11 protein-coding genes are annotated in these 16,704 nt (G+C 39.9%); 8 read left to right on the forward strand and 3 right to left on the reverse strand.

The genetic code is table 11. The features are described from left to right. Positions 1 to 505 precede the first annotated feature (505 nt). The 3 genes from BF9343_RS05140 to BF9343_RS05150 are packed head-to-tail and all read left to right on the forward strand — an operon-like array spanning position 506 to position 6,713. Entirely contained in the window at positions 506 to 1,471 is a 966-nt protein-coding gene (locus tag BF9343_RS05140) for a ComEC/Rec2 family competence protein (RefSeq protein WP_010992320.1), read from the forward strand. Then, the gene (locus BF9343_RS05145) at positions 1,455 to 6,338 is read left to right on the forward strand and encodes an NACHT domain-containing protein (protein ID WP_010992321.1); all 4,884 of its coding nucleotides are present in this window, start codon (positions 1,455 to 1,457) and stop codon (positions 6,336 to 6,338) included. Before BF9343_RS05140 ends, BF9343_RS05145 begins: the two co-directional genes overlap by 17 nt. 39 nt (positions 6,339 to 6,377) lie before the next feature. Then, a complete protein-coding gene (locus tag BF9343_RS05150; RefSeq protein WP_010992322.1) occupies positions 6,378 to 6,713 on the forward strand; it encodes a hypothetical protein in 336 nt (111 codons plus the stop codon). A gap of 659 nt (positions 6,714 to 7,372) precedes the next feature. Here the strand turns inward: BF9343_RS05150 and BF9343_RS05155 are convergent. The 3 genes from BF9343_RS05155 to BF9343_RS05165 are packed head-to-tail and all read right to left on the reverse strand — an operon-like array spanning position 7,373 to position 9,294. Next, positions 7,373 to 8,140, reverse strand: coding sequence for a metallophosphoesterase (locus tag BF9343_RS05155; protein WP_010992324.1), 768 nt, complete (start codon positions 8,138 to 8,140; stop codon positions 7,373 to 7,375). Positions 8,141 to 8,153: 13 nt separating this feature from the next. Then, positions 8,154 to 8,696, reverse strand: a complete 543-nt coding sequence (locus BF9343_RS05160; protein ID WP_010992325.1) for a hypothetical protein — start codon at positions 8,694 to 8,696, stop codon at positions 8,154 to 8,156. Between the two features lie 16 nt (positions 8,697 to 8,712). Further along, positions 8,713 to 9,294, reverse strand: a complete 582-nt coding sequence (locus BF9343_RS05165) for a metallophosphoesterase (RefSeq protein ID WP_010992326.1) — start codon at positions 9,292 to 9,294, stop codon at positions 8,713 to 8,715. Between the two features lie 506 nt (positions 9,295 to 9,800). Between BF9343_RS05165 and BF9343_RS05170 the strand changes: the two genes are divergently transcribed. From BF9343_RS05170 to BF9343_RS05190, 5 genes are read left to right on the forward strand one after another with little or no spacing between them, the layout of a single operon-like run. After that, positions 9,801 to 10,007, forward strand: a complete 207-nt coding sequence (locus BF9343_RS05170; RefSeq protein ID WP_025819225.1) for a helix-turn-helix transcriptional regulator — start codon at positions 9,801 to 9,803, stop codon at positions 10,005 to 10,007. Positions 10,008 to 10,011: 4 nt separating this feature from the next. Further along, positions 10,012 to 13,284 carry a helicase-related protein gene (locus BF9343_RS05175; protein ID WP_010992328.1) on the forward strand — a complete coding sequence of 1,091 codons (3,273 nt, stop codon included), beginning with the start codon at positions 10,012 to 10,014 and terminating at the stop codon, positions 13,282 to 13,284. After that, on the forward strand, positions 13,281 to 14,090 hold the full coding sequence (locus BF9343_RS05180) for an abortive infection family protein (protein WP_041926181.1): 810 nt from the start codon (positions 13,281 to 13,283) through the stop codon (positions 14,088 to 14,090). Before BF9343_RS05175 ends, BF9343_RS05180 begins: the two co-directional genes overlap by 4 nt. 10 nt (positions 14,091 to 14,100) lie before the next feature. Next, positions 14,101 to 14,784, forward strand: coding sequence for a DUF4391 domain-containing protein (locus BF9343_RS05185; protein ID WP_010992330.1), 684 nt, complete (start codon positions 14,101 to 14,103; stop codon positions 14,782 to 14,784). A gap of 12 nt (positions 14,785 to 14,796) precedes the next feature. Beyond that, the gene (locus BF9343_RS05190; protein ID WP_010992331.1) at positions 14,797 to 16,704 is read left to right on the forward strand and encodes a site-specific DNA-methyltransferase; all 1,908 of its coding nucleotides are present in this window, start codon (positions 14,797 to 14,799) and stop codon (positions 16,702 to 16,704) included.

The following is a 16,704-nucleotide window of genomic DNA, read 5'->3' on the forward strand; positions in this document are numbered from 1 at the left end:
AATATCTGGTTGGCCAGTTTCACTTGAAGATATGAGTTTAGATACGAAATTACTGATAGCTAAAGATTATGAGGAAGTAATCTGTGACGAGGATATTTCGAGGGTGGGTAAGACACATCGAAATCCAGCGTTGACAAGACTGACTCTTCATGCATACGCAAGAAACATCTGTACTTAAAAAAACATACATGCTTGCCGATGTCGCAGAGGAAATGAAAGGGCTATCTATGCCCACGTTTGATGATTATGGAGTGCATTGGAGAAATTTTTGTCATAGATGATATTGAAGCGTGGTCTTTGGCTATTCGCTCAAGGACTGTAATACGAACAGGAAAGAAATGTTGTTTCGTTGATTCTTCGATTAAGGCTTCGTGAACCAGATTCGCTAATTGCCCTCACAGGTGGAGAAATGGCATACACCCGCGAGGATGGAATGAAAATAATCCTAATAGATTGTTTGAGAGACTGATTACATTGTTATAAGTTAATAAAACATATATAGAAAATGGTCATAGAGATTCTTCAAGCAGGTACTGGTGATAGTATTTGGGTTAGTCACAATAAGAAGAATATTGTGATTGATGGTGGAAAATCTACAGCAGCTATTAGGGCCAAGTATAGCAAAATGCCACAGGATGAGATTATTGACCTGCTTGTGGTGACTCATATTGATTCTGACCACATAGCTGGTATCATAGCATTGGTTAAACACATGAAAGAAATTGGAGAGACACATAGGCTGAAACAAGTTTGGTTTAACTTTCCCAAGAAAGAAGAGACAGATGAATATTCTGTAGGCGAAGGAAATGAGTTAACGTCTCTTCTTCTTGAAATAGACGGATTGTTCTGGAATAATAATACTTCCGAGTTACTTGGTTCTACGATAGAGTTTGGCGACATAAAACTGCATGTATTAGCACCTGACCATGATGTTGCATATGAAAATAAGCCGAAAGAACCTGATGAGCTTGGAGTTCGTTCAGATGATTGGTATATTGATTTAAGGACCTTGATTGATAATGTTGATGATGACGATATAGATGAAGGAGGTACCAATAGTCAGTCAATTATAATTCTGGCTGAATGTGAAGGCAAGAAGTTATTGTTACCAGGTGACAGTACCCCTAAGAAACTATGTGATGCGCTTCAGTCTTATAATAAGACTAACGGTACACCTCTTGAATTGGATTTTATGAAACTTCCCCATCATGGGAGTACGCGAAATGTTACTAAAAACATCCTTAACGAGGTAACATGTTCAAACTTCATAATTTCGACAAAGAAGAATAATAAATATTATTTACCAAATAAAGAGACTATTGCCAAGCTTATTCGCTACAGAGACAGTGCAGATAAGGCAATCAACGTGTATTTTAACTATCAAGAATCTCTTGATGTACTTGGAATAACAGCAGAAGAGTTGACAGAAAATAATATTAATCTCAACGTTTGCAATGAATTCAACTTTTGACATACGCAGTAATTGTGTTAAGATAAAGGCTGACATCAAAGGAAGAGGACTCCAGTTTCGAGGAAGTGGAGTCCTATACCCATTAGATGGAGATGACGAGTATGATTATATCTTTACAGCTCAGCATATTTTTAAAGATACTAGAAAAAAGAAGTTGAATGCTGTTCTTGATAAGATAGGAACAATCGAAATAGAAGTATTTGAGGATGGCCATTTTGTAACCTATAAAACCATTACAAAAGACACTATCTCGAATTCTTTACTTCCTATTGGTGAAGATTTTCTTATCATTAAGATTGACAAGAGCGAAAAGCATTTTACTCCCTTCTTGTTGGCGGATGACCTCATTGAAGAAAAATCCATGCAACTATATGGGGTTTCAGGTGAGGCACAAGATATAATTACCAGACTGGACTGTAAATGTGTAGATAGCAAAGTAGATTTGGTTAATATCACTTCGCATGTAGACAAGATGGACAGTTTACATGGAATGTCTGGTGGTGGTGTTTTTGCCCAGAATCAACCATTGATGTATGGTGTACTATGGAAATATGCTGCGACGGAAGGTGAGTTTCACAATGTAAAGATTACACAGGTATTAGAAGAAAAGATAAAATCACAGTTAACGCTACGAAGATGGAAATCACTTAATTTCATCAAAATAACACAGTGTAAACAAGCAATGGATGTTGTTTACGGTAGCTTGTTCCGTGATGTCAATGATTCAATACTGGTTAACCGTAATAATACGCGGTTCCCTCTAGAGGCAAGATTTGTAATGCCTGACTTTATTGATGAAGTACAAAGCTTATATTCTGATGATCAAGTGAAACCAGAAGAGAAGTTTGTTCTGGCTGATCCGACAAATCTCTATATAAAAAGTAGTGAGATTCAAGAATATAGTGAGCAATATCTTAAAGAATTCTATAGCCAACTGAATAAAACGAGCAATAGAGAAATCAGAATCCCTGCATCAACCATATTGAATCCCAGCAGGAATATATTACTCATTGTGGGAGGTCCCGGCTCAGGCAAGTCTTCTTTGCTAAAGTATCTTACCTTACAACTACTAAAAGGAAAAATGGATATCTATGACGGCTACTTACCTGTATGGATGCCATTTTCATATATGGCAAGGAATTGCGATAGTGATATAAAGAGCATAGTTCGGGATTGGCTTCAAGAAAGTAAGTTATGGGAGAAAAACAGCCATTATCTGGAATATGCATTTGAGCAGCAAAAGATACTATTAATAGCTGATGGAATAGATGAATGGGGTGATGAGCCCTTACAAGCAGATAGAATTATTCGTAAAGTGAAGGCGGAGACAGAAGCTGGTAATTTACTAGCCATTTTTTCAAGTAGGGAATATGGCATTGCGAATATCAATTCTCCCTTCAGTACAAGCGACACATATACAATCGCACCATTGTCTGCGCTACAGCAGGATGAGCTTGTGAAGAAATGCGTTGATCATTATAATGGTCTGGTTCGCGAAACAAAGAGGACAGCAGAGTTCCTATCTGCTAAGTTGAGGTCGCTACATGACGTTGATCGTATGAAAGAGAACCCTATGCTGCTAACCATCCTTATTGGGCAATATCTACAGGGTAACGAACTTCCTCACAACAATATTGCAGCCATGGACTGTATAATGGAGCAATTGTTTGTTAAGCATCAGCAGTCACGCAAGTACCAGGCTTACGACTATTCTGGGTCATTTGACTACACAAGTAACAAAATGATGCTTGGAGTTCTGTCAAAAGAAATGTTTGACTATTACAATGATGGCAGCATGGATAAGACCCAGGCAGAAATACTGCTTAACCAATATCTGAATAGTCAGACATCAGGGCAGGAACTGAATAATGCGCGTATTGTTGATGATTTATTCAGGCATGATACACATCAACTGGGCGTTATAGAGGAAAGAATAGGCTCTCGCATCTCCTTTATCAATAGGCAACTACAGGAATTTATGACTGCCAAATACCTTTCGGTAGATATAGAGAGGGCTAAAGCGTTTATTCGAGATAATGTTTCGAATACCGGGCTACACCAAGTTGTTCTCTTTCTTTTCGAAATGATGCCAGCATCAGCTTTTGTAGGTTTGTACAATATCTTAAAACCTATAAGAACAAACGATTATAGGGATTATTATTTGTATAAGTTGAAATTAGAGGTTCTGGTAAGATCTGTGAAAGCACCCAAATATTTCTTACTCGAAGAAATTGAAGAATACATACAAAGGATTGAGTGGGAATCTGATTATGACTTCAAACATGATTTACTGGAAATCCTGCTCGATGGTTTGTATAATACCTCATTACAGGCTCGTATTGAAGACTTTATTTCCAGATATATCCCTTCGGCTTCCGTATATCATGACATTAGGTTATCTGGTTTGGCACAAGTGGCTAACTTGACGGAAGAAGATCGCCAGTTTGTTGTTTTGACTGTTATAAATGGTGATGTGAGCAACAAAATACTCGCATCTAAGGTAATTAGGAATCATATCGCTGGAGATGAGAAGTTGCTGGAGATGGTTAATTCATATATAGTACCATCAACATTGCCAGAAGTGGTAGCCTTCTTCATTAGAAGTGTTATTGTAGATGGGATAGATATAGATCAGGAAAACGAGCTAATACGGAAAGTTGTGGCAGGTGACATCTTTACTCACTTTTATCAAATGGAGTTTTCTTTATTTAAAGGTGAGCCCGTTTTATCTGATGGAATCCTTGAATTAGTTTCAGAACTACCATTTTCAATTCGAGAGGAGGCTAACCGGTTATTGCAGCAATATTTCCTACAAGACGATGCTGTCATGCAAAAGGCTTTAAAGTCGGTTAGCGCACCCTACAGAGAACAAGGTAGTATTAGCAAGGATATAGCCTGGAAATATCTATTGACATGTTGGATAAATCATCCAAATGTTATCAAGGCCATCAGGGAGGAACTTAATAAGGAATATTCTTTTAATTTTGGGAATGGATATGAATTGTGGGCGATTATTCAAAGACAAGAACTATCTTCTGATTTGCTTCAAGTTATAACCGAATGGGCTGTCAATAGGGACAAAAATCATTTTATGTGGGGTGCTGAGTCCCTCATTGTAAATACCATTGTTAACGATTCTCGAATTAAAGCTAAACTTCTTGAAGCATTAGAGGGGATGAAAAGTTATCAGCATATTGTTGTCCATCCTCTCATCCAAAACTGGGGACAAGATGCTGATGTTATCGAAAAACTTCAGCGATGTCTGGATGAGATGCCGTTAAACCAATCTTCGTGGATAGCAGGATATGCATATGAAATATACCAAGGCAATGACGAACGTATTAAGGCATATCTAGATAAATGTATCGATAATGCGAACAAGGATATAATGAAAGACCGTGCAGTGTCTGTGTATATAGAACATTACAAGGAGGAATTTGCAGAAAGGTACATACCACGGATACTCAATGGCGAAATCTCGATGAGTGACCATATCCTCGGTTCAAAATGGGGCATACTGGAAGCCATTATACAGAATTATTCTGAGCGTCAGGATGTCAAAGAGTACCTTCTGACTAATTATTCTGACGACTATAGATTTGCTGGTCAGATTATAGTAAAATATCATGGTTCTGAGTTAGCCTCTCGAATGCTTAAGAAGTGGTATCACATGGATACGCGTTTAAGACTCATGATGATACATAAGATTTCCAACCTGTCGAGTATGGACGAGCATTTAGAGGGAATGTTACACCTATTCAAACAGGAAGGGAATGCCTATGTCCTTTGTGATATGGTCTTATGTCTAGTTGTTCATTTGAAAAGGACGGGGAGGGATACAGACGTATTCAAAGTTACCGAGGAGGTGTTCGATACGGCTCAGGTGACAACAGAATACACATACAAAATGCGATTCTGTATATATCTAATGTATCATAAGCTTGATGAATATGTGCAGTTAAACTTGAGTTCTGGTGGTAAAGAGTATGAATTTTCCCAGATGCACATTTTCTACAATGATAGTCCATATATTGAGAAAACAATCGTTGATGAGGCTGATTATTTACTTGCCGATGATATGGCTAATTTAAAGAAAATTGTTAAGGAAGACAAGTGTATCTATTCCTATGTTGTTTTCTTCTCAAAATATATTAACACAACATCAGACGCGGCTCGAATTATTGTAAAGTATCTTAATGAAAATAGAGATAATATTGACGATGCAAATATTCTGCTGTTCTTAATGAAAGTGGGAAACCAGAAACAGTTATTGAAAGAATTGGTTATAGCCAATATAGATAATACGAATAGCGAAATGTCTGCGACATTGGCTCAAATCATTGTCACTGAATTTGATAAAGATGAAGATATAAAACAGCTTCTGAAGCTGGAAGAGTGGAAATGGCATGATGATTCCTTTAATAGAATATCAATTAATTGTTCACTCAACACTAACGTGGAAAATTTGAAAGAGATTTATAGCGAGTTAAAAGAGAACAAGTATGAATTGACTAATTGTTATGCCTCATACAACTTCATATTCTCAATGATGGATGATAACAAAGTTGTGGAGAACCTGAAATACTACTTGACCAAACTTCAAGAGACTTTTGTCTATCGAATGATTGTTACCCCCTTGACCATGAGGTTGAAACGAGATAAAGCAACGGCTGATAAACTATATGAAGAACTATTACAGACTGAAGATCCAAGAATCAGAGTGGGCTTCTATTCAGTTCTTTCATCAGCAGGTGTTAAATCGGTAGAACTAAGGGGTTGGAGAGAACATCAATATCAGCATCTTGATGAATATGGACATGATATTGTGTTGAATAGAGATAGGAAGTTGATTGTGATTGTACAATGACAATGACTTAAGATTAGGTATATAAAATATTTTCTTTGTATGATAGCACAAAATCAATTGAAAAAGCCAAGTAACTGGCAAGACTTTGAAAAACTCTGCAAATTATTGTGGGGTGAAATATGGACTTGTGAAGATACAATAAAACGACATGGTTGCCAAGGGCGAAATCAGCATGGTGTTGGTGTATTTTCATATGTTGAAAAATATGGCGGATATTGTGATATTCAATGCAAAGGTAAGGATGACTATGCGAATGCTCAGTTAACAGAAGGTGAGATTGATACAGAAATAGAAAAGGCACTAGGCTTCGAGCCCGAATTAAAGTTGTTGATTTTTGCAACTACTGCGAATAAAGATGCCTATGCTGTATTATAGTGGTTGATTATAATGGCTTATTATCAGTGTTTTATGACTTAAGATATACTGCTCAAAAATCGAAGATTTAACACTTTTCTTCGTTGCCTATCTCAAAACAGAGGGAAAATGGGGAAAATCGTTCTCTTTTGCCCCGAAATCTCCGCTTCGCAAAGATAAGGCATCTCGGGGATAATTTCGCCGATTACGTCTGCAAAATGGAAGGCTGGTTTACGGATTTTCGGGTTGCCTTTTGTGGCTTGGCAAGGGGCGAGTCTTGCTTTGCTTTTGAGGTAGGAGTTGGGATTGTTTTGCAGCCCCCAAAAGAAAGTCGGTAGATATGATTCAGTCTGGCTTTGGCGAAGCCATCTCTTTTTCTCCCTCTGTTAGGTTTACTTTAATGCACGTATATATGAATACGGAGATAAAGTAAAGTTGGTTTCGGTGATTTATACTGTGATTCGCTTGAAAAGATGTCGTGTAATGGGGATGATTCGTTGGAAAAGGTGTAACGAATTCGGTTTATTCGCTTGAAAAAGTGTAGAACTACTGTATTATACTTGCATTCAACAGAAAAACATTAAGCCACAATATATCATATAATATATGAACACGTGCTTTTTTGTTCACTATATGATATATTGAGGCTTTAAAGTGTATTACCGGCGAACCTATGCCTTTCACAAGACAAGGCACTTGTCCGGAGCAAAACCATTGGCGATATGTTCATTTTGGAAAACATATCCCATCTGATTGCAAACGACCTTTGTTCCGTTTATCTCAGCATCAATGTTGGTATGTGAATGCCCATAAACCCATGCGTCAATGCGACTGTCGGCAATAAGCCCACTCAGTTCAGTTGCAAATGCACTATTCAGCACTGAACCTTTATGGTGAGGGGCGACGGCCTCCAATGTGGGAAGATGATGTGTTACTACCACAATGTGCTTTGCGGTGCTTTCAGTTAGACTATGCTTGATGAAATCCAAGCAGAATTCATGCATCTGATTAAACTCCTCAGTTTGGAGTAATTTGCCATTATACATTATTTGCCGAAAGTCGTTCATGCCTTTCCATATAAAATACTCGTCAGAAGGAGAAATCTGAGACCACAAAGTGCTCATGATAAAATCAGTATCATCAATCTTTACTACTTGATTCTGGTAATATCCTACATTCTTCTTGAACATCCAATTCCATTGTAGTCCCTTATCCATCACATCACAATAATTGTAATACTCATGGTTTCCGGGCACAATGAGCACTTGCCGATAATTTACAGCTGCCCATTTCCAAAAATAGCTCAAAGGTGCAACCTTGTTTTTCAAATAGAATATATCTCCGGCAAGAACCAGAACATCGCCAGTTACAGGTAATTCATTATGTTTCATCCACCTGCTGTTATCGCTGAATTCCAAATGCAGGTCGCTCATATATTGTATCTTCATAATCTTTTGTTTATTAATATTTTGTATAAATCAGTTCATAATTCTTTGAATTCGATTCATTGCCAATAATACCCTCCAAGAAAGAAAATTTATTATACAGGAATTGGTAGTGTTCAAGTTCTTCTTCCTCAAAGTCTATGTTCTCATAGCAGTTGTCTATCTCCTTGTTGATTTTATCGTACAAATCGACGGTCGTTTTGGCTATTCGTACTTCCAACTTGGCAATATCTTCTTTATTCTTAGCAATAGCCTTTTTACAATGTTCGATTTCTTCTTTGTAAAAGCATAAAACCTCCTCAAGAAGGACGTTTGTCAGCACACTTGGAGATGGACTACATGGAAGCACAGTCAATTCACGACTTGGGGTAGTAGTAAGATAAAACAATTTACACCCCAAAGACTTTGCAACCTGTTTGTTATATTCATCTATTTCGCGAATGACTTTCATCAAATCTTCTTTAGATTGACTTTGGCATTCTTCATGAGACGGATGCTCTTTCTTTTTCAACAAAGGCATATCTTTGTGTCTTAAATAGACCGTTGTATATTCACTCATACATAACCCTCCTTTTTTATTTCTTATGAAATTGCTCTACTTGTTTTTCAATCATCCTTTTTACCTGTTCAAATGATATGGGTGTAAAGTTATTGTTATCAACCCCTACATCGTATTGCATCGGATAGAGATACTGAAGCCTGGCTGCATCTATACCGGTGTTGTTCTTCCTTGTGTGAACGTGCCCGAATAGTTGCCACACATCTTTATATCCACCATCAAAACATAGAAAAGGATAATGGTTCAAATATATCCTCTGCTTGCCGACCTCTATGTGCATCTGCATTGCCACATGTTCAAATCTGTCAATGTAGCCTTGGCGTATATTCTTCAAATCGTGGTTGCCCATAATCAGATATATCTTGCCGTTCAGCCTGTCAAGCATTTTAGTCCATTCAGCCGAACCGCCAAGACAGAAATCACCTAAGTGAAAAACAATATCATACTGTCCGACAGTATTATTCCAATTGGATATGATTGTTTCATTCATCATTTCCACATCCTTAAACGGCCTGTTGCAGAAACGAATGATATTCCCATGATAAAAATGGGTATCAGATGTAAAGAACACCTTGCTGCCATCAAATTTATAGTTCATTTCTTCTCAATTTATGTGCATCACTGCACGTTAATAATCTGGTTACCAACAGCCCATCAGACGGAAATGGCAGAAGAGCATCATAAAGGCGACTGTCACAAATGGGCATACAAACAAAATAGTTGGAAAGTTTGGTAAGGACTCTCCAACTATTCAGTTTCTATTCTCTCAAAGTACAATAATGTACTCGCTATGTTCGTTGGAAAGTATTTACTAAACGAGGTTCAATACGTGAAACATGAACACTCGACACAAATTCAGTGCGTTTATTGCTCTGAATTGCGGTTGTTATAGATAATATGTTCATTCTGTTTCTTTGCATTGTTAATATTTATATTGTCTCAAAAGCAATGCAAAATTAGCAAATAAATCCCATTCTCACATCACCTTTCATTAAATTCTTTTGCCATAATACTATGATATAGGATTTTATTTCTTCGATCATGCTCGCGAACCAAATAAAATATGTAATTTTGCATTTGACGCAATCTATAATTGAATACAGTATGGCGAATTTGAATTGTATAAAGGCTGTTTTAGCTGAAAAGGGGATTATGAGTAAGTGGCTTGCTAAAACTTTGAAGAAAGATCCGGCAACGGTATCAAAGTGGTGCAACAATCATTCACAACCCGATTTATACACATTGGCACGAATAGCAGAAGTTTTGGATGTGGATATACACAAATTAATTTGTCATACAAAAGAAGAATAGAGGAATGGAACAACCTAAGTTGATAAACAACATAAGTGAGCGTGTTGTGGATGACCTCAAGGGACGGTTATCCAAAGGTGCTTGTGTGTCTATTGCTGCGGCTTCATTCTCCATTTATGCCTACGAAGCATTGAAAGAAGAACTGGAGCAGGTGGAGCAATTGCGTTTCATTTTCACGTCTCCTACTTTCATCAAGGACAAATCAAAGAAAGAGAAACGAGAGTTTTTCATCCCTAAACTTAACCGAGAGCGCAATTTGTATGGTACGGACTTTGAAATTCGTCTGCGCAACCAGTTGTCACAGAAAGCCATTGCCAAAGAATGTGCCGACTGGATTCGCAGAAAAGTGCAATTCCGTTCCAATGCTTCGCAAGAACAGATGGGTGGATTTATGCACATCAACAATGACACCCAGCAGGTTTATATTCCATTCAATGAGTTTACCACCACACAGTTGGGATGTGAGCGTGGTGCTAATGTATATAATGTAGTCAATGTATTGCCTTCACCAACAGCAAGTGCCTACTTGGATATTTTCAATGAGCAGTGGAACAATGATGAGAAGTTTGAGGATGTAACGAAGCGTATATTGGAGTACATAGACACTGTATATCAGGAAAATGCTCCAGAATACATCTACTTCATCGCACTTTATAATATTTTCAACGAGTTCTTGGAAGACATCAGCGAAGATGTGTTACCCAATGAGCGCACGGGCTTCAAGACCAGTGTCATTTGGAATAAGCTTTACAACTTTCAACGTGATGCTGCGCTGGCTATCATCAACAAGTTGGAAAAATACAATGGTTGCATCCTTGCCGATTCAGTAGGTCTTGGCAAGACCTTTACGGCATTGGCGGTTATCAAGTATTACGAGAACCGTAATAAGTCGGTGCTTGTACTTTGCCCTAAAAAACTGAATGACAACTGGCAGACTTTCCGTGCCAATTACAAAAACAACCCCGTAGCTGCCGATCGGCTAAGGTATGACATCCTCTTCCACTCCGACCTTTCACGCGACCGTGGTTTGAGTAATGGCCTCGACTTGGAGCATGTGAATTGGGGAAACTATGATTTGATTGTAATTGACGAAAGCCACAACTTCCGCAATGGTGGTAATGTGGACGAAGAGGATGAAGCGGATTTTGATACGCTCGTAGAAACAGACCGCCACAAGGAGAACCGTTATCAGCGATTGATGCGATGTGTCATCCGTCAGGGTGTGAAAACGAAAGTACTCATGCTGTCAGCAACTCCTGTCAACAACCGATTCGGCGATTTGAAGAACCAGTTACAACTGGCATACGAGGGGCGTGTGGAGAATATCAACGAAGCCCTCGAACTAGACCGCAACATTGACGACATATTCAAGTCTGCTCAGACTGCCTATAATCGTTGGGCTAAGTTGGAGCCAAGCGAACGGACTACGGAACGATTGCTGTCAAGTCTTCAGTTTGACTTTTTTCAGATGCTCGATGCCGTGACCATCGCACGTAGTCGTAGTCATATCATCAAGTATTACGACACGAAAGATATTGGCGAGTTTCCTAAGCGGCTTGCCCCTTTGTCTCGTCGTCCGCGTTTGACGGACTTGGGCGATGCCATCAATTTCAAGGATATTGCCGAGCAACTCAATGCTCTAAATCTTTCCATATACACCCCTTCGCTTTATCTCTTCGATTGTGCCCGTAGTGGTTACAGTATCGACTACGATGGTGAAGGTCTGTCTATTGACGGTCGTGAGAAAGGCTTGCGCAAGCTCATGGCCACCAACCTGTTGAAACGTCTAGAAAGTTCGGTCAATTCTTTCCGACTGACGCTTAACCGCATCCATGAGTACATTCGGCAGACAATGGAACTGATAGATGTATACGACAAGAAACATTCCGGTGCAACCATTGATGTATCTTCTTTCACTGATGATATGGACTCATCCGAAGGCGACACCGACCCATTTGCCACCAAGAAGTCGAAGATTTCATTGGCTGACATGGACTATGTGAGTTGGCGACGCGATCTTGAAGCCGATTTTGAACGGTTAGACCTGCTCTTGCTGATGTTGAAGGACATTACGCCCGAACACGACAGTAAGTTGCAGATGCTTATCGAGGATTTGAAACATAAGTTCCGCAACCCGATAAACGGAGGTAACAAGAAAGTGCTTATATTTACGGCATTTGCCGACACAGCCAATTATCTCTATGAGCAGTTATCCACGAAGATAAAGGAAACCTGCGGACTTGATACGGCTCTTATCACCGGCTCTACCGATGGAAGATGCACATTGCCGAAGTTTCCTATGTCGTTCAATAATGTGCTGACTTATTTTTCACCTTTGTCGAAAGACCGTTCAGCCCTCTTTCCCAATGCCACGGGTGAGATTGATGTACTTATAGCTACTGATTGTATCAGCGAAGGCCAAAATTTACAGGATTGCGACTACCTCATCAATTATGACATTCATTGGAATCCCGTACGCATCATCCAGCGTTTCGGGCGTATCGACCGTATCGGTAGCCGGAACAAACAAATCCAGCTTGTCAACTACTGGCCGGATATGGAACTTGACGACTATATTCAGCTCAAAGGACGTGTCGAAAGCCGAATGAAAGCCACCATCCTTACCGCAGCAGGTACTGGCAATCCGCTTTCTATGGGCGAAGAAGCCGATTTGGAATATCGCCTTGGACAATTAAAAAAGTTGCAGAATGAAGTGGTCGACATAGAAGATATGGACACCGGTATCAATATCATGGATTTGGGATTGAACGAGTTTCGGCTTGACCTCCTGCAATATGTCAAGGAACATCCGGATATTGAACATGCACCTTTCGGATTGAATGCGGTGGTAGCCGGTTCCGAATTGGCGAAACCGGGCGTGATGTTTGTGTTGAAGAATCGCAACAATGCCGTTAATATTGACCGTAAGAATCAACTGCATCCTTTCTACATGGTCTATCTGGCAGACGATGGAGAGGTTATTTGCGACCATCTGCACCCTAAACAACTGCTCGACATCATGCGTGCGCTGTGTAAGAACCAAAATGACTATGACCGTGTGCTCTGTGCTGCGGTCAACCGTGAAACGCAAGACGGCCGCCGCATGACCAAGTACAACACGTTGCTCCAAACAGCTATTGACAGCATCGTAAGCATTAAGGAAGAGACAGACATTGAGAGCCTTTTCTCTGTGGGTGAGACAACAGCCTTGCATGGAGAAATTAAAGGTTTGGACGACTTTGAGTTGATAACCTTCTTAATAATTAAAGAGAAATGAAATTATCTGATATAGAAATAGGTACTATGGTCAACTTCTTAAATGAAGGTGGTTATGTCCTGGACTTTAGTACAGCTGATTTTGATGCTTTTACCTATAAAAGCATAGGTGTTCCGCTTTGTGAAACATATAGACTTTCAAAGGGCAAATCTCTGATAGCATATATCAATGATACAAAATACGAAGATAAAATAAAGCTACTTAGCGATTTAATCAGATATTACGAACTTTCTTCAATGAAGGAACATGATGAAGAAAATCGTAAAAGCCGTGCGGTTGCTTACAAAAAATGCCGTAGCATACTTGATAAAGCAGGTGGTACAATGGTTATGACCGCTACGGCTGAAACTTTAAAAGAAGCTTTTGACAGCGATTACATATCAGCCCAAATTGATTTAATGCTCAATCTGAAGGACGGAAATCCAACAGAAGCAATTGGTAAGGCTAAAGAACTAATTGAAAGTTGTTGTAAAACAATACTTGAATTTGAAGGCTGTACTGTAGATAAAGATTGGGAAGTTCCACGTCTTGTTGATGAAACTTTCAAACATTTTCATCTGATGCCTAAAAACATCTCTGATGATGTTAAAGGAGCTAAGTCTATAAAGGCTATTCTCGGTAATCTTAAAGCTATTGCACAAGGCGTTGCAGAACTGAGAAATCTGTATGGTAGCGGACATGGCAAGTCCAGTTCATATAAAGGGCTTGAATCTCGTCATGCTAGTTTAGCGATTGGAAGTAGTACAACTCTCGTGCGCTTTTTATGGGATTCGTATGAACGGCATCATAATAATGAGGTTAATTAGATGAGACAAAATGGACAATATACTTAACTACCCCACCTCCACGCACGTGGACAGATTGGTGCCCAAGACAGCCTTTTACAAGCATTTGGAGATTAACACACGCTTGAAGATGCGATTTGTGGAAGATGTGGAACGTATACAATGGCTCTATAAGTTAGCTCCATCCACCATGAATGTGGATACGGGTAAGACGGTGCATGAAATCGTGATGTTCTTGGTGACGCTCAAAGCGGAGGATATGCCCGATGATGTGTTTCTTGCCATCGACCGCCAGATGCCTCGCCATGTGGTGTTTGTGTTGCAATATGCCAACCGTGGCCGATTGTTGCTCAACTACAAGGAATGGGTAGATGCGAACAAAACACGATTCAACATTTTGAAGACTTTCCGCACAGAATGGATGCCATTGGCAAAGGTGAAGTTAGAACTTGCAGGGTCGTCACTGGATAATATCTACGAAGCGTTTGCCGGTCAGATTTCCGGATTTGGTACGACCAATGCCGCTGACACGAAGCAGATTATGGCATTGCAAGATGAATTGGCTCGTAAACGACGGGCAGCGGAAGCCTTGCAGAAGCGTGTACGGAATGAAAGGCAGTTTGCCAAACAGATGGAACTCAACAGTGAAGCCCGTGCCTTGAAGCGTGAGATTGCTAAGTTGGAAGAGGTACTTAAAACATTAGAAAACAATTAAGAAATAAAATATATGACTGACATATTAAAACATTTGGATTTGAACTCCGCGGACGGAACGCAACTCAATCTTGATGCGCTCTATCAGATTGCACCTTCTGCATTTACCGAAGTACGTGATGACAAGACGGGTGCAATTTCCCGAAAGGTAAACTTTGAGGTGTTTCGTCAGTTGCTTGGCGACCATGCCACAGATGGCGAGGGCGAAATGTACCAGTTTACATGGGTGGGTAAGAACGCCGCTCGTGCGGAGGCTGCCAAACCTACCGATAAGACATTACGCCCGGTGGTGGAAGATTCCATGGATTGGGACAACACAAAGAATATCTATATCGAGGGCGACAACCTTGAAGTGCTTAAACTTTTACAACGCTCGTACATGGGTAAGGTGAAGATGATTTATATCGACCCGCCTTATAATACGGGCAATGACTTTGTGTATCACGATGACTTTGCCCGTACTGCCGCCGAAGAAGACCTCGAAGCCGGCAGTGTGGACGAACTGGGTAACCGCTTCCGCAAGAACACCGATACAAATGGTAAGTTTCATTCGGACTGGTGCTCGATGATTTATAGTCGTCTGTTGGTCGCACGTTCTCTGCTGACGGAGGATGGGGTTATCTTTATTTCGATTGATGACAATGAGCAGAGAAACCTTAAAAATATTTGTGACGAAGTATTTGGCAGTAGCAATTTCTTGGCGCAAATCGTATGGGAGCGAGCTTATTCTCCAATTAATTTAATGAAACATTTCTCCCCTTCACATGATTACGTGTTATGTTATGCTAAAAATCTAGATTCTGCTGTATGTAAAGGTATAGCAAGAAGTTCAGAAGCTGATAATCGCTATACTAATCCAGACAATGATCCTCGAGGTGTTTGGAAAGCAAGTGATTTGTCTGTGGGACCAGCCGTAGAAGAAAATATATATACTATTACAACGCCCTCCGGGCGTAATGTAGAGCCTCCAGCTGGGCGCAGCTGGAGGCTCTCACGAAAAGCTTTTCGTGAGAGACTCCAAGATAATAGAATTTGGTTTGGACCTGATGGAAATAGCGTTCCTGCAATGAAACGTTTTCTATCTGAACTCAGAAAAACGGGTATTACACCTATGACAATCTGGAAGTACACCGAAGTAGATCATTCACAAGGTGCTACTCAAAAGTTAGCCAAATTATTTGACGGGAAAAAAGTTTTTGATTATCCTAAACCTGTAGAATTGATAAAAAGAATAATCTCTCTATATTCAGATAGTAATAGTATTATTCTTGATTTCTTCTCTGGCTCTGCAACAACTGCACATGCCGTAATGGAACAGAATGCTCTTGATGGAGGGTGCAGACAATTTATAATGGTGCAACTTGAAGAAGATTTTTCAGAATCAAGTGATGGTTATAAAATGGGATTCAAAACTATTTGTGACGCAGCCAAAGAGCGTATCCGTCGTGCCGGTGCAAAAATCAAAGCTGATTCTCCGCTTACTACACAAAATATCGATACCGGCTTCCGTGTGTTCAGATTGGATGAAAGCAACTACGAAGAAGTATCTATCTCTCCCAATGATTACCAGCAAGACCAGCTCAATTTGTTTGCAGATAACATCAAGCAAGACCGCACCGACCTTGATTTGCTCTTTGGGGCTATGCTTGCCTGGGGCGTAACACTCGACCTGCCAATGACGCAAGAAGAGGTGGACGGCTGCACCATCTATACTGTGAACGATGGTGACTTAGTGGCTTGCTTTACCGAGAGAATCACCGACAATGTGGTGGCGGCGATGGCCGACAAAACTCCGCTGCGTGTGCTCTTCCGTGACTCCTGCTTTGCCCAAGATGACCAAAAGATAAACATCTACGAGCAATTTAAGCAACTGATGGACTGGACCGATGATGAAGCCTTCAAGAATATCAAGGTTATCTAA

This window comes from Bacteroides fragilis NCTC 9343 (assembly GCF_000025985.1).
Taxonomy (GTDB): Bacteria; Bacteroidota; Bacteroidia; order Bacteroidales; family Bacteroidaceae; genus Bacteroides; species Bacteroides fragilis.

Bases quoted from the DNA above. Each gene is read 5' to 3' on its own strand.
- BF9343_RS05180 (WP_041926181.1), top strand. From the start codon at position 13,281: ATGAAATTATCTGATATAGAAATAGGTACTATGGTCAACTTCTTAAAT.
- BF9343_RS05155 (WP_010992324.1), bottom strand. From the start codon at position 8,140: ATGAAGATACAATATATGAGCGACCTGCATTTGGAATTCAGCGATAAC.
- BF9343_RS05140 (WP_010992320.1), top strand. From the start codon at position 506: ATGGTCATAGAGATTCTTCAAGCAGGTACTGGTGATAGTATTTGGGTT.
- BF9343_RS05165 (WP_010992326.1), bottom strand. From the start codon at position 9,294: ATGAACTATAAATTTGATGGCAGCAAGGTGTTCTTTACATCTGATACC.
- BF9343_RS05185 (WP_010992330.1), top strand. From the start codon at position 14,101: ATGGACAATATACTTAACTACCCCACCTCCACGCACGTGGACAGATTG.
- BF9343_RS05175 (WP_010992328.1), top strand. From the start codon at position 10,012: ATGGAACAACCTAAGTTGATAAACAACATAAGTGAGCGTGTTGTGGAT.
- BF9343_RS05190 (WP_010992331.1), top strand. From the start codon at position 14,797: ATGACTGACATATTAAAACATTTGGATTTGAACTCCGCGGACGGAACG.
- BF9343_RS05145 (WP_010992321.1), top strand. From the start codon at position 1,455: ATGAATTCAACTTTTGACATACGCAGTAATTGTGTTAAGATAAAGGCT.
- BF9343_RS05160 (WP_010992325.1), bottom strand. From the start codon at position 8,696: ATGAGTGAATATACAACGGTCTATTTAAGACACAAAGATATGCCTTTG.
- BF9343_RS05170 (WP_025819225.1), top strand. From the start codon at position 9,801: ATGGCGAATTTGAATTGTATAAAGGCTGTTTTAGCTGAAAAGGGGATT.
- BF9343_RS05150 (WP_010992322.1), top strand. From the start codon at position 6,378: ATGATAGCACAAAATCAATTGAAAAAGCCAAGTAACTGGCAAGACTTT.